Raw genomic sequence first — 24,608 nt, 5'->3', positions numbered from 1 at the left:
ATCAGGTGATGTTAGCGAGCATGGGATAGCCGCTCATCGTCAACCGCGTAGCACGCCCATCCGATTGCAGGCGTGCCTGGCTTCCCACGGCCAGCGTGACCTTGTCGCGGATATGGCCAAAGGGCAGGCCCGTCAGTATGGGAATGCCTAGCGTGCTTCGCAGGTACGTCACCATGTTGTCGAAGTCATAGCCGTTGTCGTAGTCGTACAAGCGATATGCGGAAAAATCGCCAAGCACGATTGCCTGTTGCCGGAGTAAGCCGGCATAAGACAATTGCAACAGCATGCGTTCGATACGATAAGGATGCTCGTTGACGTCTTCGATAAACAGGATGCCATCTTCAATGCGCGGCAGATAAGGCGTTCCTACAAGATGGGTCAGCATGGTGAGGTTGCCGCCCCAGAGTATTCCTGATACGTCGAGCACGGGATTATCCGGCGCAACCAGGTCGATCGCGCACTCGGGCTGTGTAATGCATTTCCAGAAACTGTCCAGCGTCAGTGCACTCGGATCTGCACGCGAAAAATCGTCGCAGATCATTGGGCCGGCAAAACTGACCGCGCCGCCTTGTGCGAGAAGAGCCATGTGCAGCGCGGTGAAGTCGCTATGTCCGACAAAGAGCTTGCCGCTGGCTGCAAGCTGTTCGCAGTCCAGTGCCGGTAGCAGCCGTGACAAGCCATATCCGCCACGCAGTGCCATGACCACATCGACCTCGGGGTCAGCGGCGGCGGCATGCAATTGTTGCAAGCGAAGAGCATCGGTGCCACCAAAACGCAAATGCTTGCGCTCGGCGTCGTAGAAGTTCTTTACGCGGCATCCGCGTGATTCAAGTTGCGTGGTCGCGCGGGCGACCGCATCGGGATCGGCCGCATAGCCGCTCGCCGCCACGATGGCGATGGTGATGTCGGTGACTTGTTTTGGATTGTGCATGCAGCTAGTTTAACGCCATCGACTGCCGGTGTCATACCCATGCTGAATCGTAGCGTCAGGAAGAAGATCGTTTGACTTTTTTGACTGGTGTCAGGCTTGACGCGCTTCCGGCGCGAGTTCGTGACGGCAATGGGCGGCAATCAGTCTGGCGATGGGTTCTTCGAGTCCAGGCGGCAGGTCATGTCCCATGCCTTCGATTTCATGCATGATCGCGCCCGGAATCCAGCGAGCGGTATCTCGACCACAGGCGACCGGCACCAGCGGATCATCGGTACCATGGATCACCAGTGACGGCAGACGTATGGTGCGCAGCTGCGCCACCAGGTCACCCGACGAGGCGACTGCCATCATCTGCCTGGAGGTACCGTTAATGGTCGCATTGCGCCGTACGCTGTCGATGACCCGTTTGCGCAAGAGTGCATCGGGCGTCGGATAGCCGGGACTGCCGATCACACGGAACAGGTGGACAAAATGCTCGACCACGGAATTGAAGTCGCGTGGATTCTTGGGGCTGGAAAACATGGCACTGTTGGCTGCGAAAGTCGGACCGGGCAGGCCCGGGCGCCCGCTTGTCGACATGATAGAGGTAAGCGTGTGCGTACGATCCGGGTAACGCGCCGCAATGATCTGCGCGATCATGCCGCCCATTGACGCGCCGACGATATGGGCCTTCTGAATGCCGAGCCCATCCATCAGTCCGACCGCATCCTTGGCCATGTCATACAGGGTGTAGCCACTGAACAGCGGCATGCGAAACAGTGACTGGAAAAAGGCCTGATGCAGGTTGGGCTTGCCAAAATGGCTCATTTTGGTGGATTTGCCACAGTCCCGATTATCAAACCGGATCACGCGGAAGCCTTCCTTGACCAGGGTTTCGCAAAACTTCTCAGGCCAGGAGATCAGCTGCAGGCCAAGTCCAGCGATCAGCAGGACCGGTTCACCGTTCGGGTTCCCCTGCACGTCGTACGCCAGCTCAATACCGTTGGCTTTAATAATTGGCAATCAAATCTCCCTGGTTCAATACTATTGCGGCACACGAAAGGCATACTTGGCCCATGTAGCTTATGTAGCACATGGACTGTAGCCACGCATGCCAACGCGAAGCGTTGTGCTTATAACATTTTTACGTTGAAAATTACGTTGAAAAGTTCATGTTTCGGATCAGAAACTGATCTTGCCAAACGGTATTTGACCGCACTTATTCCTTTCCATTTGTCACGTAGGATACCTGCAAGGCGCATGCCTGCATGGATCTGCGGTTGAACCTGCACTGCATAGCGCCAGTTTGGCTAAGAAGGAAGCAATTGTGTAATTAGTGACGGCTAAGATGGAAAAATATGCATGAGTCGTCGCTACAGTGTTTGCCTTTTGTGCAAATTACCTGGCGACTGTACACGACCAGACGTGTATTTACAGAATACTGCTCAATTCACGTCGGACTCAGTTTGCGCTGGAGCAACACGCTGTACCGCGCGCCGGCGTTCGGCAAAAAATTGTCGTAGCAAGGCGCTGCATTCTTCCGCCAACACACCACCGACGATATCGGTATGGTGATTCAGCTTCTCCTGGGAAAACAAATCGACAACGGAACCGCAGGCACCAGTCTTGGGATCGGACGCGCCGAATACGACACGTGACAGACGCGCATGCATCATGGCTCCGGAACACATCGCACAGGGCTCCAGCGTGACAAACAGCTCACAACCGGGCAGCCGATAATTGCCGAGTATCGTCGCCGCAGCGCGCAAGGCCATGATTTCGGCATGCGCGGTCGGATCATGCGTGCCGATCGGTTGGTTAAAGCCGGTAGCAATCACCTCGCCGTCCTTGACTACAACAGCGCCAACCGGGACTTCACCCAACGCCCAGGCATTCTGGGCTTGTGAAAGTGCCTGCTGCATGAAGATCGTGTCGTGCGACATACGGGCTCAGTCCTCGGAAATTTCAGCCCAGCAGTTGGGTGTTTCATGCAATACCACTTTCCGCAGGCGCAGGCCAGTGCCATAACGGTCATGGAAAACCGCTTTCAGGATATCGAAGGCGGTACGTGCAAGGTTTTCTACCGTGGGAATGCGGTCGATGATGACTGTCTTGTGTCCGGGCAGGCTGTTCAGGAATTCGAGTACGGCTGTGTCTTTTTCATAAGCGAGAAAAGCATGATCCCAGACATCGACCAGATGCTGCTTCGCCAATGACTTGACGTCGGAAAAATCCATGATCATGCCATTGTCCGAACTGCCTTCCACGTCGATCACTGCACCTACCAAGGTGATCTCCAGCGTATAGCGATGGCCATGCAGATTGCGGCACTGACTTTTGTGATCAGGGATTCGGTGGCCGGCGTCAAATTCGAGTTTTCTTGTAATCGTGAGCATCAGGGTATTTGCAGTAATTTATGAGTTTGCAGGCTGAGTTTCCAACGCGGTTTCTGTTTGCAAAGCTCGATTGCGAGATGTGTATTTTTTCCCGCGTCGGGACCATCCATCGGTTGCAGGTAGAAATGCTCAAAGTCGAGCTTTGCATAATCATCAAGCGGTTGACCAGCTTGCGGAATGACGACCTTCAGCTCATTGCCTTTGGTGACCTTGAGTTGCGATCCCATTTTCGGGCTGACGCAGATCCAGTCGACACCTGCGGGTACTGGCAGCGTGCCATTGGTTTCAATGGCGATTTCAAAACCGCACCGGTGCATTGCGTCGATCAGTTCGGAATCCAGTTGCAGTAGCGGCTCGCCGCCGGTGAAGACAACAAACTTCGTTGTTGCGTAGTCCGCCGGCCATAGTGAATTGATTAAGGTCGCCAATGAAGCGGCATCGTATTTGCCGCCTCGTTCGCCATCCGTGCCGACGAAGTCGGTATCGCAGAATTTGCAGATGGCTGAGGCACGATCTGCTTCCCGTCCGGACCATAGATTGCATCCCGAAAAGCGGCAGAACACAGCAGGCCGACCCGCATGCGTTCCTTCCCCTTGAAGGGTATAAAAAATTTCTTTTACACTGTAAGTCAAGATGTGTTCCTGAAGTCATTCTGGTTCAGCTGCGTCCCCTATCGACGGAGAGGCAGTGAACGTCTTGCCTGGGAGGATGTGCCAACCGGGTTGGCAGCCAAACGCGGCGTTCAGTAGGACTGATTCCGGGCGCCCGGCACGTCTGCGCCCGATTTTCCTGTAATGAACGAAAAAGGCACGGCGTTATCAGCCCAAATCGCTATTTTCTCATTTATCGCAGGATATGCCCAGTAATGATGCTTATAGCCAAACTCCTCTTGCAATAACGGAAATCCGGACTGAGCTTGACGCCTGCCATTCTTCATCAATCCATGTGTTCAAGGTTTAAGCGTTGCACCGTCGACCGGAAACGCAATTCGGATACAGAACAGACACATTGCGGTACATACATCTCGTAACTCCCCTTACTGATTGTTGATAGGCGAAATGGTGGCGCTAGTTTGTAATACAGACATGGCAGAACGATGCGTTGCATGACCAGTAAATGCGCTGGTGACGCATGACAAACGCGGACGCTTGTCACCAGACCCCATGATTCAACAAGGAGAAATGATGAAAAAACTGATGTTGTGCTTAGCCGCCACTTCCAGTCTGCTAACTGGCTGCATCGCGGTTCCCGTTAGCGACGGTGGCGTACATGTCACAGGTACCGCCCGTGTCACCGGCGGTCATCCGCCGCGTTACAGCCGGGACCGTGACGGCGATGGCGTACCGAATCGTCACGACCGGCGTCCCAATAACCCGTATCGCTATTGAAAAGATTGAGCGCAAAGACGAACAGAGTTAGTTGCCCGTAAACGACGCACCGATTCACTGAAAGGAATCCCATCATGAAAACAAGATCGATTACCCTGTCCCTGATTGCCGCTGCAGCGATAGCTGGTTTTGGCGTCACTCCCGCGATGGCTCAACATCCGCATACACCGGGCATTGACAATGCACAGCAGGACATCCATGGACGCATCCAGCAAGGTATTGCCTCTGGTCTGATTACTCGCCATGAAGCACGCGACCTGTTCCAGCGCGAGCGTGAAATCCAGGTACGCGAGGCGCGCATGAAGAGCGATGGCAGGGCTACTCCGCATGAACGTCGCCAATTGCGGCAAGATCTTGACGATCTGCGCGCCGACGTAGAACGCAAGATCGCTAACGGACGATTTGCAAACCGGCGAGATAACGGCGCACCGGAGATCGACAATGCGCAGGCCCAGATCCGCATGCGACTCGAACAAGGCATTCGCAGTGGCCAGATCGATCGCCGTGAAGGAGAAATTCTCTCTGCCAAGGAAAGAATGTTGCGCCGTCACGAAGCGGCATTCAGTTCCGATGGTTTCATCAGCGGTCGCGAACGGCAGCAGTTGCGTGAAGAGGTTGCCATGCTCAACCAGGACATCGACCGTATGATGTCAAACCGACGCGGTTACTGAAGCAGCAAGGTCATAGTGGCATAGGCGTCGGTATATGGATTGTCCACACCGACGCCCTGCAGTAAGCAGACTTCCGTCTAATGGGTGACGCCATCTCCCTTGACCACTTTTACCGCTGTCATCAGCAATATCAGCATGTCAAATCCCGTCGACTGTCGTTTCAGGTACTCCGCATCCAGCCTTACCTTCTCTGCGATGGCGAGTTCGTCGCGGCCGTTGATCTGCGCCCATCCAGTGAGACCTGGCACAAGCAGAAGTCCTACATTGATCTCAGCCCATGCATCCCGGGGCAATGCTTTCCGCCTTGGCCGCAGCCAACATAAAGAGGGGAAAGCTCGCCATAAACGCGGTGCATATCTGAAAAGCCGCAAGCTTCATTATTCACATCGGCACTACATCGAAACGGCTACCTGATGGGAATCATGCATGGGTTTCCATGAGATGCCGGCCAGCCGTCTCAATCACCTGCCGGCCGGAGAGACACTACGGTGCAACAACTGCAAAACCGGCATCGAAAGTATCGAGGCAAGCCAGGAAGCTTGCCACCAGTTCCGTATTCCCTTCGACTTGCAGTTGTCCACCTTCAAGTGCTTTCAACAGCGTGCCGTCAGCGCGAAGCGCAGTGGCAAGCGTAGCGCGCGAGGCCCGCAGTACTGCATCGGCATCGGCGCCATGCGAACCTTTTGCATGACTAAGTGCACCGTTTGAAACGGTAATCCGGTAAGAGTCGCCCTCATCGATCATGGCCCAATCGAATCTGGCCTGGAGGTCGGCGGCCCGCTCGCCGTGCAAGCGCACCGCGAGATAATCAAGAAACATTTCAGTCGGAAGCTGTGCAATCACGTCAGGCGGTATTCTGTTTGCCTTGCCTGCAATTGGCGCGACGCCCTGCCGCAACTCTTGCGCACCGAGCAGATAGGAGTTGCGCCATGTCGCTGATTCCGACTGATAGGCGAGCTGTTCCATGGCATCTGCAGCGAGGCTGCGAACTTCCTGGTTTTCCGGATAGGCAAAAACCGCATGATTAAGTAATTGAACGACCCAACGGAATTCTCCCTTCTCGAAGTCGCATCGTGCACGCTCGATTACCGCTGGGAGTCCACCCATGTAATCAACATACTTGGCTCCCGACATCTCTGGCGTTAGGCGATGGAGATTAGCAGGATTGCCGTCATAGGGCCCCATGTAATGGGCATAGATCGCCTGGACGTTATGGACGATCGCTCCATAATATCCACGTGCGTGCCAGCGCTTCGCCAGACCGGACGGCAGCATCATTTGTTCGGCAATTTCGGTCGGTGTAAGACCATGGCTCATCAGACGTACTGTCTGGTCGTGCAGGTACCGATACAGGTCTCGTTGCTCACTGACGAAGCTGGCGATTCTCTCGCTTCCCCACACCGGCCAGTGATGCTGCGCAAACACGACGTCGACATGCGGCACGTACTCGATCAAGGCTTCGTCAAGGTAGCGAGCCCACGCCAACGCATCGCGCGTTTTCGCGCCACGCAGCGGGCAAAGATTGTGCATGGTGTGGCATGCGTTTTCAGCCAGATTGAGTGCGCGCAACTGAGGGAAATAAAAGTTCATCTCCGCGGGCGCTTCCGATCCCGGAGTGAGCTGGAATTCAATCTCCACGCCATCAATGACATGCACTTCCCGTTGCTTGCAGATGGTGCGAGTCGGCGCAATCAACCCAGGTGTTCCCCGGCCCATTGCCTTACCAAGGCCGCTGTCGACATGAGCATCTTCGCCAGCCTCAAGGAAGGTGCCGAACTGGAACTGGGAGCGTCGCCCCATCGGCACGCCGCAAAGAATGTTTTCGGAGACGGCTTCTTCCATGAATTTGTCCGGGGCTATGACTTCCACCCTTCCAGAGACGACGTCTTCATCATTAATCACACCGCGCACGCCACCATAATGATCCGCATGGCTATGGCTGTAGATCACACATCGAACGGGACGCGGGCCGCGATGCTGGTTGTATAGTTTGAGTGCGGCGCTTGCCGACTCCCTGTAAGTAAGCGGATCGATAATGATCAGGCCGGTTTCGCCTTCAATAAAGGTGATATTGGCAATGTCAAATCCACGCACCTGATAGATTCGCTCCGTCACCTTGAACAAGCCGTGTTGCGCATTCAATCGTGCCATGCGCCACAGGCTCGGATTGACAGTGTACGGCGCCCGTTCAGAATTCAGGAAGCGGTAAGGGGCCATGTCCCAGACTGTTTGTCCCCGCTCATTCTCTATCCTCGCATCGGGAATGGTGGCGATGAAACCATGCTGTGCATCCTCGAAGTCCGATCGGTCAGAAAAGTCGAGTTCCTGCAGAACCGTCTTTTGCTGTGAAATGGTGGCCGGATGCGCCGGTTTGCGTTCCGCAGCAAGCGCCTGCGACTCGGAAGGTTTCATGTGTTCTCACTCCAATGGGTTTTTCAAGGAAGATTCTGGGCGTGAGTGGTTCCTCGCACGCTGTCGGGCATGCAGGGAACCACTATGCGCATTCCATAAAATTAAGCGAATAGCTGACGCAGCTAAACTTGCAAGAATCGAGGTTCAACCTACTCGGCGAATGCTTCCTCACGCTTCTTGCGTAATGCTGGGAGCAAAACCATGATGATTGCCAGGACCGCCATCGCAAGCATCAGGGCACTGACCGGCCTTTCGACGAAAATCATCGGGTCGCTATCAGACAACAGCAGGGCGCGTCGCAGATGCTCTTCCATCATCGGGCCAAGAATCAGGCCGAGAAGCATCGGAGCCGGCTCCATGTCGAGCTTGATAAAGATGTAACCGATCAGTCCAAACAAGGCCATCATGTAAATGTCGAATTCACTGTTGCTCAGACTGAATACGCCGATCGAGCAAAAGACAAGGATGGCCGGATAAAGAAGATGATACGGAACCGACACCATACGGGCCCACATCCCAACCAGCGGCAAGTTCAGAACGACGAGAAAGAGGTTGCCGATCCACATGGATGCAATCAAGCCCCAGAACAACGCTGGCTGTTCGTTGATGACCGACGGTCCCGGTTGGATTCCCTGAACGATCATGGCACCGATCATTAATGCCATGACCGAGTTGGACGGGATGCCGAGCGTCAGCATGGGAATAAACGACGTTTGGGCTGCCGCGTTATTGGCCGATTCGGGTGCTGCCACACCTTCGATTGCGCCCTTGCCAAACTGGGCGGAATTTGGCGAAACCTTCTTTTCGATGGAATACGCGGCAAAGGAAGAAAGTGCAGCGCCACCGCCAGGCAGCACGCCGAGCATCGATCCTAACATGGTACCGCGCAGCACCGGCGCGATAATCCTCTTCAGATCTGCTTTGGTTGGCAAGAGTCCTTCAATCTTCTTCGCTGTCAGCGTCCGTGTCTCCTCTTGTTCAAGGTTCCGGATGATCTCGCCAATGCCAAACATGCCCATTGCAATAACGACAAAGTTAATGCCATCAGTGAGTTCGGGAATGCCGAAGGTAAAACGTTGTGTACCCGAATTGACGTCGATCCCGGTCATGCCCAGCAGCAGGCCAAGCACAATCATCCCGATTGCGCGCAGCAAGGAACCCTGTGCCATGACTACCGAGGCGACCAATCCGAGTACCATCAATGAAAAATACTCGGCCGGACCAAACGTCAATGCAAGTTGTGACAGCGGTGGCGCGAAGACGGCCAGCAGGACGGTCGCGATCGTTCCGGCAAAGAATGATCCGATCGCGGCAGTTGCCAATGCCTTGCCGGCATGTCCATTGCGCGCCATTTCATATCCGTCTATGGCAGTGACCAGAGACGAGGCCTCGCCCGGCAGATTCACCAGGATGGCAGTGGTCGAGCCGCCATACTGGGCGCCGTAATAAATCCCGGCAAGCATGATGAGTGCTGACACCGGAGACAAAGACATGGTAGCCGGCAACAACATGGAGATGGTGGTGATCGGCCCGAGCCCAGGCAGTACTCCAATCGCAGTGCCGAGAAATACACCCAGGAGACAGTAGAGAAGATTGCTCAGACTTAGCGCCGTTTCGAAGCCGAGCATCAGGTGCGCAAAAGTATCCATGATCCGTTCCTTATTGGCCAAGCCACGCGCCAAATACCGGTATCGGCAGACCAAGTGCCTGCACGAACACCAGCGCGCTGAACCCTGCCATGCAAAGCGCCAGCATCAGATACCGGCGCACGTTGAAGCGAGCGCTTGCATAACCCGCAATCATCATTGGCGCAATGATCGCAATCGCAAGACCGGCACTGCGTACCAACAGGCCAAAAGATACCGTTGCAGCGACTATCAGGACTGCCTTTCCAACGGCAAGGCGCGAAATTCCCTCACCGTGCAGGACGATGGAACGGATGACCGCTACCAGTCCGATCACTGCGAGCAACACACCCAGCACAACGGGGAAGTAGCCCGGCCCCATCATTCCGGCTGTTCCTCGTTCGTAATCATCACTGATGAAAAGAGACGTCGAGCCGATACAGACAAAAATGACGCCGGACCAAAAATCCTTCGGATTTCGAACGAAGAACTGCATACGTGTCTCCTTTTATAGAAATGCGGGAAGCGGCGCCGCACGCTTCCCGATCATCGCTTCCATGTGTCCCAACGCAGACCATGAAGGCGGAATGCGGGTTAAAGCACAGCCGCTCCTTCGCAGGACTCCCCTGCACCGGCCGTCGGCACGCAACCACTGTCTGGCATCAGTTCTTCAGTCCTATCTCAGTAGCCCAGTTCGCCAGGCGACCGGCCTCCGCCTTGTAGAACTCTTCGGTTTCCACAGGTGACTTGACCATCACATCTGCACCGAGGCTATGGTAGTAGTCGATCGTCCGCTTGTCCTTTAGTACCTGGGTAAATGCCTGGCTGAGTTTGTCGATCACCGGTTGCGGCGTCTTGGCGGGCACTGCGATGATGCTCCATGGTTCGAGGACCAATCCCTTGGGGAACGTTTCCGCCAGCGTCGGCGTATTGGGGAACGCCTCATGCCTGCTTTCAGAGGTAACGGCAAGCGCTTTAACCTTCTTTGCCTTGACCAATGGATAAGCAACGCCGGCCGTTGCGATCACATAGTCGATGTGCCCGCCAAGCAGTGCAGTCACCGATTCCGGCGCACCCTTGTAGGGAACGTGCACTGCGTTGACTCCGGCTTGTTTGGCGAAAATCTGGCCTGCCAAATGGGCCGGGCTGCCGATGCCGCCAGAGCCGAACTTCATTGATCCGCCCTTTGCCTTGGCGGAGTCAATGAATTCTTTCATGCTGTTCGCCTGACTGGAAGCAGGGACAAGCATGACTTGCGCACTGCGTCCCAGGGTTGCCACGGATCGGAACGCCGTCAGCGGATCGTAAGGCAACCTATCGACCATATAAGGGTGCAACAGGTGCTGGTTCGAAAGATAGCCGAGCGTGTACCCGTCCGGCTTCGCTTTTGCAAGCGCATCACCGCCAATCAGCCCACCTGCACCAGGTCGGTTTTCAATGATGACCGGTTGCTTCAGTATCTGCGTGAGCTGCTGACTGATGAGTCTCATCGTCGCGTCAGGTGAACTGCCCGCCTGGTACGGCAGCACGATCTTGATCGGCTGATTCGGATAAGCATCATCTGCCTTGACGGGTCCGGCTGCCAGGATTGCAATTGCTACTGCACCGATTTTATTCAGTATCTTCATGACGTCTCCTTTTGATTAGGTCATTCGGCCCATGTGCGGCCGTACTGCATGGTGGTTGCGAAGCTTGGATCGCGATCAGGAAACCTTGCGGTCGCCGGCAGTCCAGTGGCGATCGCGCAAGACCTTGCGGGCGATCTTACCGTTCTGGTTCTTTGGCAGATCTGGCAGAAATTCAATGCTGCGCGGCTTCTTGAAGTCAGCCAGCTGCGTCGCGCAGAACGCAATCAACGCTTCATCGGTGAGTTCGGATCCGGGCTTCTTGACCACCGCCGCTCGCACGCTCTCGCCCCACTTCTCGTCGGGAATGCCATACACACAAACTTCGTTGACATCGGGATGACGCGACAGCGCCTGCTCGACCTCATTGGTATATATATTGAAGCCGCCCGAGATGATCATGTCCTTCTTGCGGTCAACGATGTAAATGAATCCTTCGTCGTCGACACGCGCCAGGTCGCCTGAGTGCCACCAGCCATTTCGCAGGCATTCCTCGGTGAGTTCGGGTGCTTTCCAGTAACCGGCAAAGACGTTCGCGCCGCGTACAACAATCTCGCCAATCTCGTCACCCTCGACTTCTTCGCCCTGATCATTGACGACACGTACTTCCGCTTCGCCGAAGGGACGGCCGCAGGTCAGCAGACGTTCAGGGCGATGTGCCAGCGCAAACTGATGATCTTCGACGCCGAAATTGATAATCCCGCCGGTCGTTTCAGCGGCACCGTAGCCCTGTGTGAGCACTGGCCCTATGCTCTCCCATGCCGCAGTGATATTTCGTGCCGACATCGGGGCGCCACCATAAGACAGCGAACGCAGACTGGACAGATCGTAGGACGTCAGTTTGGGGTGGGAAAGCAGCATATTCACCATGGTAGGAACCATGAAAACGTGAGTGATCCTCATTCGCTGTACTGCTTCCAGAAACTCTTCCGGGTCATAGCGTGGGAATACGCACAATGTAACTCCGCGCGAAAGGAAGGGCTGAATCAACATGCCGGTGGCATGCGTCATCGGACCAAGCATGGCCATACGGTCACCAGGACCGGGCGCTCCGCCGGGGCGGCCCAGCAACAGGTTTCTAAGGGACGCATGGCGATTACCGTAGGTTTGTATCGCAGCCTTAAGGCGACCGGTCGAACCCGAGGTGTAGTGCAGGACGGCGATGTCCTTGTCGCTCTTGTGCACTACTGGCATGCTGTCGGATGCGGCAGCCAGCAGCGATTCGTATTCGCCCCAACCATCCAGCGCGCCATCAAGGCAGAGCCGATGCTTCACGCTTGTCAGGGAGGCGCCTGCATTAGCGAGCAGCCCAGCATGTCCCTTGCTGGCGATAAAGGCGACTGCACCGGAATCGTCAATGAGCTCTCCCACTTCGACAGGCGAGAGTCGCGCGTTCACCGGCACCTTGACCAGCCCTGCCTTGTACAATGCAGACTCGACCTCGACCACCTGCGGCCTGTTCAAGGTTTGTATTGCGACGCGGTCACCATGCCGCAAACCAAGCCCTAATAACGCGTTTGCAAGGCGGTTCGCTCGCCTATCGAGTTCTCGAAACGTAATCTCGCGCTCCCCATACAAGATCGCCGTCTGATTGGGCCAATAGCGCGCTGCACGCGGAAAATACAAACTAATGTCCATTGTTTCTCCATTTCTTTCTTAATATTGGATTGCCACGCCGAGACGCCGGCGGATATTCTCAATCGGCTTAACGATGTAACGACGTCAAGTTCTCCCAATGCCCACGAGAGCGAACGTCATGCTTTTTCCTGAGCAGGCTCAAGGATGGCTCGGGCAATCGTGTTGCGCTGGATCTCGCTGGTGCCGGTGAAGATCCGGAACATACGCAACTTGCGGAACGCTTGTTCAACCGGATGCCCCTTTGTCACGCCAACATTGCCGTGAATCTGAACTGCCTTGTCGGCCACTTCGAAACAGCGTTCCGACACGAACAGCTTGCATGCGGCGGCCTTCATTCGCAGGTCTGCACCGGCATCGGCCAAAGCCGCTGTCTGCGCAATCATGCTCTCGCATGCCCACAGTGTTGTCGCCATATCGGCCAGCATGTGCTGGATTGCCTGAAAGCGTGCAATGGGACCCCCAAACTGCCGACGCGTACCGGCATACTCGAGCGACGCTTGATAGACCTTTGTCGCCAGACCAAGCATCGTCGGGCAATGCAGCAGCCGATTGACATTGATGCGAGACATGCCGAGCTGGAATCCGCGACCTTCACCTCCGAAAATGTTTTCCTTCGGTACGCGTACGTTTTCAAACTTGATGTCAGCGTCAATGTGCTGGCCTGACATCGGCACATATTCATGACTGACCGTCACGCCCGGCAAGTTCAGATCGACAAGCACGGCAGTGATGCTCGGAGGCGTCGTGGACGAGTCGGTCACGCACATCACAATCGCGAAGTCGGCGAACGGCGCACCACTGATGTAATGCTTGTGACCGTTAATGACCAGCTCATCACCATCGGCAACGGCACTTGTCGTAATACTCTGCGCATCCGAACCGGAATGCGGCTCGGTCATTGCAAAGCAGGTCGACTTTTCACCCCGGATCACCGGCTTGAAATAGCGTTCAAGGTGGTAAGGCGTGGCGTACTTAAGCATGTTCCCGACGCGCGGCGGGCCACCGAGGTCGCCTAGCACATGCATGGCAAGCGCCGAACCGCTTGCTGCGAGGTCCGCCTTTAAAGCGCATTGCTCAAGGATGCTCAGTCCCTTGCCACCGAGTGCCGTTGGGAGGCAGGCAGAATAAAAGCCCAGTTCGCTGGAACGGCGCCAGACTTTTCGCAGGACTTCCTGCGGCCATGGGTCTTCTGAATCAAGCCCCAGTTCCCGCTCGATCAGCCGCAATTCTTCGTCGACGAAGCGTCGAATACCGTTGCGGATTTCAAGGAATTCAGGCGTGGTCAGTTGGTCAAACATGCTATGTCCTTTTCCGTTAGTAGGGCAAGCGATATGCCTGCAGATATTGTTCACGTAACAGTTTTCGTGCCGGATGGCCGCTTGCATTTTTCGGGAGCTCGGCAACAAAGCTCACAGATGCCGGACATTGGCTGCAAGGAAGCCCCGCACGGCAATGGGCAATCAGCTCAGCCGCGCTTGCCCGCGCGCCCGGCCTGAGCGCAACCACCGCTTTCAAGCTTTCCTCATTACCCTCGTCGGGCACCTTGATCACGCATGTTTCCATCACAGCAGGATGGGCGAGCAGCACGGTCTCTGCCGCTGCACAGTCACGTTCATCGCTTGTTCCATTTACATGGCAGGTGTTGTCTTGAACGCGGGCAGCGGACAAGTCATCCGTTACAACAACTTTTAATTGTTCAAGCTTCGTATCCTCACTGCTGTTGATGAGCCGGAAGACCGTATCGGCCGCCAGCAGGACATGAGTGACGTCCTTCGCTGCAATCGCGCGGCCAAACTCCGGGACTTCGGGGTTGTCGAACAAAATCAAGGAGCTGCCTGAATCGAGATACGATTGCATTACTCCGGGTAAGATATGGTTGAACGGTCCAACCAATGCAATCCGACTGCGTAGATGCGCTAAGTTAATCGCCGTTGCAGGCTTACCCGTTTTGTCGACTGTGGGGATTGTGAGGATTGTGAGACGTGTCGGCTCACGCAGTGTGACGTGCTGCATTGACGCAGACCGCGACGTGTCTTTTGCAACCAATTCACTATATTCGGCATACCCGCTCACCGATGCGCCGACAGAGGCGAATGCCATGATTGACCCAAACCCGCGTGTCTTGGTGGAATAACTGCAAAGCGTGCTGCTGGCGATAAAAGCACGCGCAGTACAACTCTCTACAATCCGGCTTACCTCTTCCGGCGCCGCAACAGGAGTAATCCCCACCATTTGCATGCCCACCTTGTGGATGGCGCATTCGATGACGGCGAGTTCCAGACACATAGGCATGTGCACCACGATCCGATCGCCTTGAGTGAGCCCCTGCGCGATCAGCCATTCGGCAAACCGTATTGCGTAGTTGTCAAGTTCCTCAAAGGAAAGAACACGACTTCCCTGCTGTACGGCGATTTCATTACCTGAACAAACTTTTGGCGATTCCGGATACATAAGGGAAGCCCATGACTGCTTTGGGTGCGTGGTAAATGTCCGGCCAGTGTATAAAATGGCTGTCATTCCAACTACTTCTCACTGGTTATAAAGCCATAACCAAATAGAATGCCCCGATGGACACCAGAGACATTGATTACCTATTGGCCGTGGATATGTATGGCGGCGTCAGCCGCGCTGCCGAAGCGTTGGGCTTAAGCCAGCCGGCGTTAACAAAAGCGATCCAACGTGTCGAGGCAATGACGGGTTTGCCTTTATTCGAGCGCACTGCCCTCGGCGTCAGTCCCACGCAAGCCGGCACACTCTTCATTAAACGCGCTAAGCGCATCCGTCTTGAATATGAAGACGCGATGAAGGAAATGCATGGACTAAAGAGTGGCGAACAGGGCATTCTTCGGATCGGTTACTCGCCATCGATGCCTACGGGCGTGATCGTCAGCGCATGTCGCCAGCTGATAAGAGAACGGCCCGTGGCGCGTCTGCGCATGAGCAGACGGTTCGCGCGCGAGTTGCTGGACATGGTCACGCAAGGTACGCTCGACCTTGCAATCGTGCCATTGCCGGAGGTGCATACGGATAGTTTTCGCGTCTGGGCACTATTCAGTGACCGGCTCGCGGTAATGGCGGACGATGCCCATCCACTACACCGCCGCCGGAATCTGACCCTCAACGATCTGGTCGATCAGGAATGGCTCCTGCCTGGTTCCCAGTTCACCCTGCGTCAGCGGGTCGAAACCGCATTCCGTCAGCAGGGTCTTCCGCAACCTCACTTACGAATAGAAGTGGATTTTGGCGGCACTCTACTATTCGATTTGATTCGTGGCACACAGATGCTCAGCGTAGCCGGTGCTGAATCGAGCGGCGTCGCTCCCGGTTTTCTCCCGCTCGATGTCCGACAGGATGAACTTGATCTGCGTCGCAGAGTCGGCATTGTCGCCCGCGCTGGTGCTTATCTTCCACCGCTTGCCGAGCGACTCATCACGCTGCTTGAAGACCAGGTGACTTAAGGTCTCTACTATCTATGCGTTTTGTATCTGAGGCAGAGGCAACTGAATCTTCAGCGCTATCCTCAATGGGGCTGCTAGCCCGTCCGCTGCTTCGTGCAGACCTTGGACAATTCCACTTTTGCCTTGGCTTGGCGGGAAATCGCGAATTTCTCGGGCTATCGTTTTCAACACCTCAACCCTCGATAGATCTGAAAGTACAGAGCTTCGCGTCATGATGTCACGAAGCTCTGTGAGCGCGTCTTGACCCGCCGTCACATGCTTCAAGTTGCGGATCAAAGCCGATTGCACCCGGGTGTCGGAAACCGAATCAAACGCCACGAATGCATCGCTTCGGTCGTCTGCATTCAGGTGCCGGATTTGATTAACCAAGGTTGCCAGTAATACGCTCTTCGTGGCAGACGGAAGGGTAGCGGCAGCGTCCCGGAGGCGGTTATATGCACCGAGCCTTTCTGTCTCGGGAAGGTGCGCGATTTTATCGGCCAATTCTGTCAAGACTGCTGCGGATTTCGCGGCAAGAGGAAGAGCATCGGCATTGTCCCGGATGCTATTGAATGCGCTGAGAAGGGCCGAGGCAGCGTCCCATGTGCCGTTGAATGCTTCGCGCTTTCTGCCCTGCGAAAGGTTCCCGATTTTGCTTGCCAACGTCACCAGGACCGCTGCGGCCGTCTGAGCCGCAGGAAGCGCAACGGCAGCATCCGATGTGATATTGAATGTGCCAAGAAGGGCAAAGGCAGCGTCCCGGAGGCTATTGAATGCATCGTGCCCGCGTTCCTGGGGAAAGTTCACGATTTTATCGGCCAATGTCGTCAAGACTGCAGACTCCTTGTCAGGCGGAAGACCGACGGCAGCGTCCCGAAGGCTATTGAATCCGGGGAGCATGTCTGCATCGGGCGGACCCGGGATTACTCCGGCCAGTGCCGCCAAGACTGCGGATTTCCCGGCAGGCGGAAGACCGATGGCAGCGTCCCGGAGGCTATTGAATGCCTCAAGATTGTCTGTGTTAAACAGACTCAAGATTTCTCCGCTTAGCGCCACCAGCACCACGGATCGCTCGGCAGCCGGAAGGTCGTTCGCAGCGGCCAGGATCTCATTGAATGCGCCGAGATTGACTAGATTGAACAGACTCGGGATTTCTCCGCTTAGCGCCGCCAACACTACGGATCGCTCGGCAGCCGGAAGGATGTTCGCAGCGGCCCGAATGTAATTGAATGCGCCGAGTCTGTCCAGTTCGGACAGACTCGAGATTTCCCTGCTCAGTGCCGCCAGCACCATGGATTGCTCGGCGGCTGGAAGGCCTACGGCAGCGACCCGGATGCTGCCGAATGCGTTGCAGGCGTTCTCCACTGGGAGATTCACGATTCCCCCGCTTAGCGCCGCCAGCACCACGGATTGCTCTGCAGCCGGCAGGGCTTCGGCAGCGGCCCGCATGCTATTGAATTCGGCGGGATTGTCCACCCAGGAGAATTCGAGGGGACTGTCCACCCAAAGCGGGCTAAAAATATGCTCGCTCAGCGCCGCAAGCACCATGGATTGCTCGGCAGCCGGAAGGTCTGCGGCCGCGACCCGAATGCTATGGAACGCATCGGACCTGTCTTCCAGGGACAGGCTCATGATTCGCTCGCTCAGCGCCGCCAGCATCACGGATTGCTCGAAAGGTCGAAGCGTGACGGCAAGCTCCCGGATATCATTGAATGCGTCGAGTCTGTCCAGTTCGGACAGGCTCGAGATTTCCCTGCTCAGTGCCGCCAGCGCCATGCATTGCTCGGCAGCCGGAAGGACTGCGGCAGCACTCCAGATTTCATTGAATGCGTCAGTCCTGTGTGCTTCGAGCAAGTCCACGATGTTGCCGGTCAACGCCACCAACACCTGGGCTTGCGTGCGCGGCGAATCCGCCAACGTTCGGGTCCTGATGGCGTCGCACATGAATTGCATCGCATTCCATCGGAAGTTATCCTGTACCAACTCGATTTTTCCTGCCAGCCTGCAAAACAGCTCAGCCCTGTCTTGCCGCAAAATTCCTCTGGTTAAGGGTCCGCCTGACTGGGTTTGCAGCGAAATTGAGGCTGTATCAATGTGATCGACTAGCTCATTCCATTGCTGGAGTGACAGATGCATGGAACCAGATTCAAGTTGACTGTACTGGCGATGTAGTTTCGCCACACCCAAGCTATACCCAATGGCCTCATCGTCATGATGAGTCTTGTCTACTTGGCCGAGGCTTGCGATGTCCGCCGGAGACAGGTAACCAAGGATCTCATCCAGCAACTCATTTGCCATGAATGCCACCCCGGATGCACCGGATATATGGATTCGGTGTAATTTCCGGCTCCGCCGGCACTGTTGCGTCTGCTGTGGGCCGGGTGACATCGATATTTGGCGATCGTGCGATATCCGAAGCGATCGTTTCTCTCCCCTGCAGGGGCCTGTATATGCTTCGCATGACACGGGCACGCGCTTGCGCATTCTGCGCTGACGTTGGGTTCTGCGCTGACGTTGGGTTCTGCGTTGACGTTGGGTTCTGCGTTGACGTTGGGTTCTGCGTTGACGTTGGGTTCTGCGCTGGCGTTGGGTTCTGCGCTGGCGTTGGGTTCTGCGCTGGCGTTGGGTTCTGCGCCAGTGCGTGATCCCTCACTAACGTTTGCGTTGAGCCTCCTCTGATGCATGACAAAACCCCGCCCATATCTACTCCCGTGGATATCCAGCCAACCGAAACAAGGTCTTCGTGCGTAGTTCACGAAGTCGCAACCTCCAACCATTTTTTAGTACCCCAACGCGCATTCCTCACAAAACCGGAGTGTGCGCAATGACGGACAATTTTCATCCCTATGAGTGACGCGAACCCGGTCGAAGTTCCATCGCTGCAGCGTAGGCCAATGCCCGGATGAGCTCGAGGAGTGCGAAGCTCGGGAGACGCCAAATTGGCTGTCGTAGTTCATCGAAGCCAATACCCGGTACCAATTCACGAAAAGCTGGAGCCATAGCCTGAAATTGAGCATCATGTGCCGTGCAAGGGCAGCGACGAAGTGCAATCTACTGCAGAAATGTCTGCAAGGGCACCACATGTGGATTCGGGAGAATTCCGTCTGCTGGTTGTCTGGAGCGGCAAGCGCATGGCCCAGTATACGAACGCTCCCACTCTCAAGGAATCCGGAATCAACATCGTTCAAGCATCGCGGTGGGCAGACAGGCATGGATATGGCCGGTACATTTTTCAATGCGGCGTGGGCGGCAAGCCAGCCCACTCTGTGTGCCATTAGCGGCGGTATCGGCCACGGCTCGCAGATCGCCGCAGCACTGGCTACACAAGGGCTTGTATGAAACGACGTGGAACGCTATTGAATCGCTTCCACTCGATCATTTCCAGTACCTTGAAACCAGTGCGAACGCTGGCTTCCTGATTTTACTCACCACCGTTTGCCATCACTTTTAACGTCAGAACGTGAACAACTCACTGCCGCGCTTTCCTTTGATCGCGTACGCGGAAAAGCTCTCGCCATTATTAATATCCCAGATCTCGATCTTCTCGTACTCCCGTATGTCAGCCGCATCGAGCAAATCTTCATCGATACTACATGAACCTTCATAGTCGAGATCGTATTGCGTCACAGTGGCGTGACGGATTTTTGGAGCGCAGCATGATTCTTTACATAAGTGGATCCTATGTAATGTTGAGCCCCCACAGCCACTAAGCTTGCGAAGCAGGTAACCATGTCGATAGCTTCGTCATAGTCGAGAAGATGCGTAGCGCCTGCAAAATGCTGCACGTGAAAATCGTTCATGCTTGCCTTTGTTGTTTCATCTTTACCCTTATGCTTCTCAGCGCTTGCTCAGTCCGCGAACAGCACGACTTGCCCCACACCTGGCAGGACGTATTTGTTCGGCGCGGCATCTCTTGGTAAGAGCTGATATGATGATTTCGGCCTCTGTTCTCGCACATGACAACGAATGACGGATGGTCCGCATCTGCAGGCGGCAAGCGGAGGAACGACGGTCCAGCCTGCTGGCGGCCGTTTCCGCAACGCGGTGGCATATGCAGATGGTCATGCATTACTGAATAAGGATGACAGAAATGGCTAAGGTCGCATTTATCGGTTTAGGCGTCATGGGTTTCCCAATGGCAGGACATCTCGCTATGCGCGGCCACGAGGTGACCGTATTCAATCGCACTCCGGCGCGTGCTCAAGCATGGCTGGAGCAATACAAGGGACGGAGTGCCGACACGCCGGCTGCAGCGGCGGCGGAAGCGGAATTCGTGTTTACCTGCGTAGGCAACGACGATGATCTTTATCAGGTGACCCAGGGTCCGGAGGGCGCCTTTTCCGGCATGCAAGCGGGTGCGACGCTGATCGACCACACGACAGCTTCTGCAGAAGCTGCACGCAAGCTGTATGACGCGGCGAAGCAGCATGGCTTTCATTTTCTCGATGCGCCGGTTTCGGGCGGCCAGGCAGGTGCTGAGAACGGCAAGCTGACCGTCATGGTCGGCGGCGATGGCGACGTATTTGCGCGCGCCGCGCCGGTGCTTGAGTCGTATGCACGTGCGGTGACCCACATGGGACCGGCCGGTGCCGGCCAACTTACCAAGATGGTGAACCAGATCTGCATCGCCGGAGTCATCCAGTCCTTGGCAGAAGGTATAGCGTTTGCAGAGAACGCCGGACTGGATGTAAGGCGCGTGATTGATGTCATCTCCAAGGGTGCAGCGCAATCCTGGACCATGGAAAATCGCGCCGATACCATGCGGGTGCGGCAATTCGACTTTGGCTTCGCAGTTGACCTGATGCGCAAGGACCTGGGGATCTGCATGGAGGAAGCAAAACACAACGGCAGTCGGCTTCCTGTTACGGAAATCATCGATCAGTACTATGCGGAAGTTCAAAAAATGGGCGGCGGGAAGTTCGACACCTCCAGCCTGATTCTATGCCTCGGAAAATCGCAGACCTGAGCGGTAGGCTTTCCTCGCGCTGCCCGGCGCCCGAGCTGGGCTTTACACTTAACGACTGCCAGCGTCCTTGCCGTCTTCCAGGCAATTAAACCGGTTGCATCGCGGCCATACCGTCGGCCTCAGGGGGCTTGACGGTGGCTGTGCACTGCGCACGCTGCCTAGATCTCCTTGCAGCGGCGCAACCATAGCGCGCTGCCACCCATTCCAGTTCGGCAAGAACGACCGTCCCAACCCTAGAGTTGCCCTTCATCTCCAGATAAAGATTCGGGCCGGTCACGTCACTGCGTGTCTTTCGGCGTAAGCGCCGCTTCGGTAAAGCGGCAAACTCATCCCGCTTACGCTCATTCCTTTATTCCTCCCGCAAGGAAATCAACAAGCTTGCTTTTTGCAAATGCTTTAGCACCATCTGAGTGCTCGCATTTCATTAATCTCATATAGCGGAACTTTTTATTCCAAAATTTAATAAAAAACGTTTAAAAAGTCTTTTCACTGGTATATTATAAAAACCGAGATGCCTTGTGCCGTTTTTTGATATTTAAAAGCCTTGCTTATGCAACCCTATTCTTGGTTACTGCGCGGCCGCCCTATATGAATATTCCATATCTCTCCTCCACTATTGCGATTTGGCACCCAAAGTCTGTTCGGCGTAACTGGCCTGGGATCGCTGTGGCGACCGCCATTGCCATGTCGGCGACATTCATTTCGACCAGTTACGGTGGTCCGCAGCTACTGTATGCGCTGTTTTTTGGTCTTGCGTTCCACTTCCTGTCAAAAGACCGTACCGCCCAACCTGGCATTGAATTTTGCTCCAAAGTCTTACTGCGGACTGGGGTCGCGCTGCTGGGCGCGCGCATCACCTTTGCGCAGATCGAGTCCGTCGGCGTGGCGCCGCTGGTGATCGTAACCGGCGCACTCGTCATGACGCTCTGCTTCGGATACCTGCTGTCGCGCTGGCTCAAGCGCCCTGCGACGGAAGGATTGTTGTCGGGGGGCTCGGTCGCAATCTGCGGCGCATCGGCAGCGCTTGCCATTTCCGCAGTGCTGCCGCAGACCAAGGAAAATGAAAAATTCACGTTGTTGACCGTGGTCGGTGTCACCACGCTGTCGACATTGGCGATGATCGTCTATCCACTCATCGTTAAACTGCTCGGACTCGACCCCACCGAAGCGGGGGTCTTCATTGGCGGCACGATCCATGACGTCGCACAGGTGGTTGGTGCTGGCTACCTGGTGTCCAACCATACCGGCGATGTCGCCACGTTCGTCAAGCTGACGCGCGTGGCCTGCCTCGTTCCGGTGGTGCTGACGCTGGCCATCCTCTTTAAGACCAAGGATGGCAAGACCGAGATCGATACTCCGCCGCTGGTACCATTCTTTCTGATCGGCTTCGTGTGGCTGGTAATCGTCAACAGTGCCGGCTTCATACCGCCCCAGGCAGCCGACTGGATTAACGGCGCGTCCCGCGCCTGCCTCGTTACTGCGATTGCGGCGCTGGGCGTCAAGACTTCGTTCCAGTCGCTGGCGTCGCTGGGCTGGCGTCCGGTGTTCATGCTGGTGATGGAAACCGTATGGATTGCGCTATTGGTCGCCGGTGCGATTCTGCTAAGCCGCTAAATCCGTTTCCTCGTGCGAAGGAGCCCCATGAAAGTCATTGTCCTTGGTTCAGGCATTGTCGGTACCGCGTCGGCCTGGTTCCTGCGCAAGGCCGGTCACGAGGTGACGGTACTGGAACGTCAGCCGGGCGTTGCAATGGAAACCAGTTTTGCGAACGGCGGCCAGATTTCGGTTTCCCATGCGGAGCCATGGGCGAATCCGGCGACGCTGCTCAAGGTGATCAAGTGGCTGGGACGGGAAGAAGCCCCGCTGCTGCTGCGGTTGCGGCCGGATTGGCAGCAATGGGCATGGTGCCTGCGCTTTCTGCGGGAATGCACGCCAGGCCGCGTCGCCGGCAACATACGCCAGATTGTCGCGATTGCCGACTACAGCCGCCACATCTTGCAATCGGTGCGGGTTGAAACCGGTATCGACTACGACGCCCTGCAACACGGCATCCTTCATTTTTATACGGACGAACAAGAGTTCCGCAAGTCGCTGCATGCTGCCGCGCTGATGCGCAAGCTGGGTTGTCCGCGCAACTCGCTGAGCGCGGATGAAGTGGTATGCATGGAGCCGGCACTGCGACATCTGCGCCACAAGATAGTCGGCGGCGATTTCACGGAAACGGATGAATCGGGCGATGTCTACAAGTTCAGCACTGCATTGGCCGCCAAGGCTGCTGAAGCCGGCGTAGATTTTCGATTCAACACAACAGTGACGCGATTGCTGACCAATGGCCAACGTATGGGCGAAAGGATCGCCGGGGTGGAAATCATCAATGCGCAAGGTCGGCACGATATGGTCCACGCCGATGCCTATGTAATGGCCGCCGGAAGCTTTTCCGCGCCCTTGCTCAAACCACTCGGCATCGCGCTGCCGATCTACCCCGGCAAAGGATATTCAGCGACTTACCGGATCCTCGATGCGAACGCCGCACCGACCGTGTCGCTGACCGACGACGGCTACAAACTGGTGTTCTCACGGCTGGGTGACCGTCTTCGCGTAGCTGGCACCTGCGAACTTAATGGCTACACGCGGGAGTTGAACGACGCGCGATGCAAGGCAATCACACGCCGCGTACGCGAACTCTTTCCCGCTGCCTGCGACTACGATCATCCAGTGTACTGGTCTGGCCTGCGTCCGCTGACGCCGTCCAATGTTCCGTATATCGGCAAGACGAAATTTGACAACCTGTTCCTTAATACCGGACACGGCACACTGGGCTGGACGATGGGCTGCGGCTCGGGCCGCGCGATTGCGGACATCGTCAGCGGCCGGCGGCCGGACGTCGATTTTGTCTTTACCGGCATGTCGCCGGCCATGCCGGCGCGACGGAGTTTGGCGCGCGTCGCACGAACGAGTTAGTAGTTAGTAATAACCACCCTGCCAGTCAACACTGGCAAAGCTAGGGGTCCTGGCCTGCTTAAAACAACTAAGCAGCCGGGTGAGAAATACCCTTGAACCTGATCTGGGTAATGCCAGCGAAGGGAAGCAATCGGAAAACACACCCCCATTCCGAGGTTCCTTTCGCTTTTTTTGAGCAAAGGAACCTTATGAACGCCAATCCGCAATTCCTCGCCGCCACCGCCACGGTCGACGAAGCCGCAATCCAGCCCCTGCCGAATTCCCGCAAGATCTATGTCGAAGGCTCCCGTCCGGACGTTCGCGTACCGATGCGTGAAATCAGCCAGGCCGACACACCGGCTTCCTTCGGCGCGGAAAAGAATCCGCCCATCACCGTCTATGACACGTCCGGTCCGTACAGCGACCCGGCGGTGAAGATCGACATTCGTTCCGGCCTGGCGGCATTGCGCGCTGGCTGGATTGCCGAGCGCAACGATACCGAGGAGTTGCCGGGACCGACATCGAAATACGGCATCGAGCGCCTCAACGACCCCAAGCTGGCCGAGCTGCGCTTCAACCTGCACCGCAAGCCGCGTCGCG

The 24,608-nt window shown here is 56.0% G+C and carries 21 protein-coding genes, 3 pseudogenes and 1 riboswitch; of the genes and pseudogenes, 9 read left to right on the top strand and 15 right to left on the bottom strand.

Going from position 1 to position 24,608, the window contains the following annotated elements:
* Window position 1: 1 nt before the first annotated feature.
* The 5 genes from ldcA to queE all read right to left on the bottom strand — a co-directional run bounded on the left by ldcA (window position 2) and on the right by queE (window position 3,938).
* Complete coding sequence (ldcA, locus tag ACFQUU_RS21990; protein WP_382250260.1) at window positions 2–931, bottom strand: muramoyltetrapeptide carboxypeptidase; 930 nt, start codon at window positions 929–931, stop codon at window positions 2–4.
* Window positions 932–1,021: 90 nt separating this feature from the next.
* A complete protein-coding gene (locus ACFQUU_RS21985; RefSeq protein WP_382250259.1) occupies window positions 1,022–1,933 on the bottom strand; it encodes an alpha/beta fold hydrolase in 912 nt (303 codons plus the stop codon).
* Between the two features lie 422 nt (window positions 1,934–2,355).
* Window positions 2,356–2,853, bottom strand: coding sequence for a tRNA adenosine(34) deaminase TadA (gene tadA / locus ACFQUU_RS21980; RefSeq protein WP_382250258.1), 498 nt, complete (start codon window positions 2,851–2,853; stop codon window positions 2,356–2,358).
* A gap of 6 nt (window positions 2,854–2,859) precedes the next feature.
* Window positions 2,860–3,306: a 6-carboxytetrahydropterin synthase QueD gene (queD, locus tag ACFQUU_RS21975; RefSeq protein ID WP_382250257.1), complete on the bottom strand. Its 447-nt coding sequence runs from the start codon at window positions 3,304–3,306 to the stop codon at window positions 2,860–2,862.
* On the bottom strand, window positions 3,306–3,938 hold the full coding sequence (queE, locus tag ACFQUU_RS21970) for a 7-carboxy-7-deazaguanine synthase (protein ID WP_382250256.1): 633 nt from the start codon (window positions 3,936–3,938) through the stop codon (window positions 3,306–3,308). Before queE ends, queD begins: the two co-directional genes overlap by 1 nt.
* A 531-nt stretch (window positions 3,939–4,469) precedes the next feature.
* Between queE and ACFQUU_RS21965 the strand changes: the two genes are divergently transcribed.
* Together ACFQUU_RS21965 and ACFQUU_RS21960 are read left to right on the top strand one after the other, a co-directional pair.
* The gene (locus ACFQUU_RS21965) at window positions 4,470–4,694 is read left to right on the top strand and encodes a hypothetical protein (protein ID WP_382250255.1); all 225 of its coding nucleotides are present in this window, start codon (window positions 4,470–4,472) and stop codon (window positions 4,692–4,694) included.
* A gap of 74 nt (window positions 4,695–4,768) precedes the next feature.
* Entirely contained in the window at window positions 4,769–5,365 is a 597-nt protein-coding gene (locus ACFQUU_RS21960) for a hypothetical protein (protein WP_382250254.1), read from the top strand.
* A gap of 77 nt (window positions 5,366–5,442) precedes the next feature.
* Here ACFQUU_RS21960 and ACFQUU_RS21955 read toward each other — a convergent pair whose 3' ends face one another.
* The 8 genes from ACFQUU_RS21955 to ACFQUU_RS21920 form a co-directional block, all read right to left on the bottom strand.
* The gene (locus ACFQUU_RS21955) at window positions 5,443–5,679 is read right to left on the bottom strand and encodes a sugar transferase (RefSeq protein ID WP_382250312.1); all 237 of its coding nucleotides are present in this window, start codon (window positions 5,677–5,679) and stop codon (window positions 5,443–5,445) included.
* Window positions 5,680–5,848: 169 nt separating this feature from the next.
* Window positions 5,849–7,777 (bottom strand): alkyl/aryl-sulfatase, encoded by a 1,929-nt coding sequence (locus tag ACFQUU_RS21950; protein WP_382250253.1) that lies wholly within the window; start codon window positions 7,775–7,777, stop codon window positions 5,849–5,851.
* A gap of 149 nt (window positions 7,778–7,926) precedes the next feature.
* Window positions 7,927–9,426: a tripartite tricarboxylate transporter permease gene (locus tag ACFQUU_RS21945; RefSeq protein WP_382250252.1), complete on the bottom strand. Its 1,500-nt coding sequence runs from the start codon at window positions 9,424–9,426 to the stop codon at window positions 7,927–7,929.
* 10 nt (window positions 9,427–9,436) lie between these two features.
* Entirely contained in the window at window positions 9,437–9,898 is a 462-nt protein-coding gene (locus ACFQUU_RS21940) for a tripartite tricarboxylate transporter TctB family protein (protein WP_382250251.1), read from the bottom strand.
* Window positions 9,899–10,064: 166 nt separating this feature from the next.
* On the bottom strand, window positions 10,065–11,030 hold the full coding sequence (locus ACFQUU_RS21935; protein WP_382250250.1) for a Bug family tripartite tricarboxylate transporter substrate binding protein: 966 nt from the start codon (window positions 11,028–11,030) through the stop codon (window positions 10,065–10,067).
* Between the two features lie 75 nt (window positions 11,031–11,105).
* The gene (locus ACFQUU_RS21930) at window positions 11,106–12,665 is read right to left on the bottom strand and encodes an AMP-binding protein (protein ID WP_382250249.1); all 1,560 of its coding nucleotides are present in this window, start codon (window positions 12,663–12,665) and stop codon (window positions 11,106–11,108) included.
* Between the two features lie 116 nt (window positions 12,666–12,781).
* A complete protein-coding gene (locus ACFQUU_RS21925) occupies window positions 12,782–13,963 on the bottom strand; it encodes an acyl-CoA dehydrogenase family protein (protein ID WP_382250248.1) in 1,182 nt (393 codons plus the stop codon).
* Between the two features lie 16 nt (window positions 13,964–13,979).
* Window positions 13,980–15,182 carry an AMP-binding protein gene (locus ACFQUU_RS21920; protein ID WP_382250247.1) on the bottom strand — a complete coding sequence of 401 codons (1,203 nt, stop codon included), beginning with the start codon at window positions 15,180–15,182 and terminating at the stop codon, window positions 13,980–13,982.
* A gap of 50 nt (window positions 15,183–15,232) precedes the next feature.
* Here ACFQUU_RS21920 and ACFQUU_RS21915 point away from each other — a divergent pair, with 50 nt between their 5' ends.
* Window positions 15,233–16,123: a LysR substrate-binding domain-containing protein gene (locus ACFQUU_RS21915; protein ID WP_382250246.1), complete on the top strand. Its 891-nt coding sequence runs from the start codon at window positions 15,233–15,235 to the stop codon at window positions 16,121–16,123.
* 12 nt (window positions 16,124–16,135) lie between these two features.
* On the opposite strand, the gene ACFQUU_RS21910 is transcribed toward ACFQUU_RS21915, so the two are convergent.
* Window positions 16,136–18,400 (bottom strand): hypothetical protein, encoded by a 2,265-nt coding sequence (locus ACFQUU_RS21910; protein ID WP_382250245.1) that lies wholly within the window; start codon window positions 18,398–18,400, stop codon window positions 16,136–16,138.
* Between the two features lie 722 nt (window positions 18,401–19,122).
* On the opposite strand from ACFQUU_RS21910, the pseudogene ACFQUU_RS21905 reads away from it, so the two are divergent.
* Window positions 19,123–19,284 (top strand): annotated as a pseudogene (locus tag ACFQUU_RS21905) (tripartite tricarboxylate transporter substrate-binding protein); the annotation flags it as partial.
* A 34-nt stretch (window positions 19,285–19,318) separates the two neighbouring features.
* A complete protein-coding gene (locus tag ACFQUU_RS21900) occupies window positions 19,319–19,441 on the top strand; it encodes a hypothetical protein (protein ID WP_382250314.1) in 123 nt (40 codons plus the stop codon).
* Between the two features lie 132 nt (window positions 19,442–19,573).
* Here ACFQUU_RS21900 and ACFQUU_RS21895 read toward each other — a convergent pair.
* Window positions 19,574–19,780, bottom strand: a pseudogene (locus tag ACFQUU_RS21895) (aspartate 1-decarboxylase); the annotation flags it as partial.
* A 412-nt stretch (window positions 19,781–20,192) separates the two neighbouring features.
* On the opposite strand from ACFQUU_RS21895, the gene ACFQUU_RS21890 reads away from it, so the two are divergent.
* The 4 genes and pseudogenes from ACFQUU_RS21890 to ACFQUU_RS21875 all read left to right on the top strand — a co-directional run.
* On the top strand, window positions 20,193–21,068 hold the full coding sequence (locus tag ACFQUU_RS21890; RefSeq protein ID WP_382250244.1) for an NAD(P)-dependent oxidoreductase: 876 nt from the start codon (window positions 20,193–20,195) through the stop codon (window positions 21,066–21,068).
* 588 nt (window positions 21,069–21,656) lie between these two features.
* Window positions 21,657–22,682, top strand: a complete 1,026-nt coding sequence (locus ACFQUU_RS21885) for a YeiH family protein (protein WP_382250243.1) — start codon at window positions 21,657–21,659, stop codon at window positions 22,680–22,682.
* 27 nt (window positions 22,683–22,709) lie between these two features.
* The gene (locus ACFQUU_RS21880; RefSeq protein ID WP_382250242.1) at window positions 22,710–24,029 is read left to right on the top strand and encodes a D-amino acid dehydrogenase; all 1,320 of its coding nucleotides are present in this window, start codon (window positions 22,710–22,712) and stop codon (window positions 24,027–24,029) included.
* A 32-nt stretch (window positions 24,030–24,061) separates the two neighbouring features.
* A riboswitch (TPP riboswitch) is annotated at window positions 24,062–24,171 on the top strand.
* A gap of 46 nt (window positions 24,172–24,217) precedes the next feature.
* A pseudogene (locus ACFQUU_RS21875) lies at window positions 24,218–24,608 on the top strand (phosphomethylpyrimidine synthase ThiC); the annotation flags it as partial.

The organism is Herbaspirillum sp. GCM10030257 (assembly GCF_042666555.1).
Classification (GTDB): Bacteria; Pseudomonadota; Gammaproteobacteria; order Burkholderiales; family Burkholderiaceae_D; genus Noviherbaspirillum.
The sequence above is the reverse complement of the archived record's forward strand: the minus strand, read 5'-3'. Positions and strand labels throughout refer to the sequence as shown.

Bases quoted from the DNA above. Each gene is read 5' to 3' on its own strand.
- ldcA (WP_382250260.1), bottom strand. From the start codon at position 931: ATGCACAATCCAAAACAAGTCACCGACATCACCATCGCCATCGTGGCG.
- tadA (WP_382250258.1), bottom strand. From the start codon at position 2,853: ATGTCGCACGACACGATCTTCATGCAGCAGGCACTTTCACAAGCCCAG.
- queD (WP_382250257.1), bottom strand. From the start codon at position 3,306: ATGCTCACGATTACAAGAAAACTCGAATTTGACGCCGGCCACCGAATC.
- ACFQUU_RS21965 (WP_382250255.1), top strand. From the start codon at position 4,470: ATGATTCAACAAGGAGAAATGATGAAAAAACTGATGTTGTGCTTAGCC.
- ACFQUU_RS21960 (WP_382250254.1), top strand. From the start codon at position 4,769: ATGAAAACAAGATCGATTACCCTGTCCCTGATTGCCGCTGCAGCGATA.
- ACFQUU_RS21950 (WP_382250253.1), bottom strand. From the start codon at position 7,777: ATGAAACCTTCCGAGTCGCAGGCGCTTGCTGCGGAACGCAAACCGGCG.
- ACFQUU_RS21945 (WP_382250252.1), bottom strand. From the start codon at position 9,426: ATGGATACTTTTGCGCACCTGATGCTCGGCTTCGAAACGGCGCTAAGT.
- ACFQUU_RS21940 (WP_382250251.1), bottom strand. From the start codon at position 9,898: ATGCAGTTCTTCGTTCGAAATCCGAAGGATTTTTGGTCCGGCGTCATT.
- ACFQUU_RS21935 (WP_382250250.1), bottom strand. From the start codon at position 11,030: ATGAAGATACTGAATAAAATCGGTGCAGTAGCAATTGCAATCCTGGCA.
- ACFQUU_RS21930 (WP_382250249.1), bottom strand. From the start codon at position 12,665: ATGGACATTAGTTTGTATTTTCCGCGTGCAGCGCGCTATTGGCCCAAT.
- ACFQUU_RS21925 (WP_382250248.1), bottom strand. From the start codon at position 13,963: ATGTTTGACCAACTGACCACGCCTGAATTCCTTGAAATCCGCAACGGT.
- ACFQUU_RS21920 (WP_382250247.1), bottom strand. From the start codon at position 15,182: ATGACAGCCATTTTATACACTGGCCGGACATTTACCACGCACCCAAAG.
- ACFQUU_RS21915 (WP_382250246.1), top strand. From the start codon at position 15,233: ATGGACACCAGAGACATTGATTACCTATTGGCCGTGGATATGTATGGC.
- ACFQUU_RS21910 (WP_382250245.1), bottom strand. From the start codon at position 18,400: ATGGCAAATGAGTTGCTGGATGAGATCCTTGGTTACCTGTCTCCGGCG.
- ACFQUU_RS21900 (WP_382250314.1), top strand. From the start codon at position 19,319: ATGGCCGGTACATTTTTCAATGCGGCGTGGGCGGCAAGCCAGCCCACT.
- ACFQUU_RS21890 (WP_382250244.1), top strand. From the start codon at position 20,193: ATGGCTAAGGTCGCATTTATCGGTTTAGGCGTCATGGGTTTCCCAATG.
- ACFQUU_RS21885 (WP_382250243.1), top strand. From the start codon at position 21,657: ATGAATATTCCATATCTCTCCTCCACTATTGCGATTTGGCACCCAAAG.
- ACFQUU_RS21880 (WP_382250242.1), top strand. From the start codon at position 22,710: ATGAAAGTCATTGTCCTTGGTTCAGGCATTGTCGGTACCGCGTCGGCC.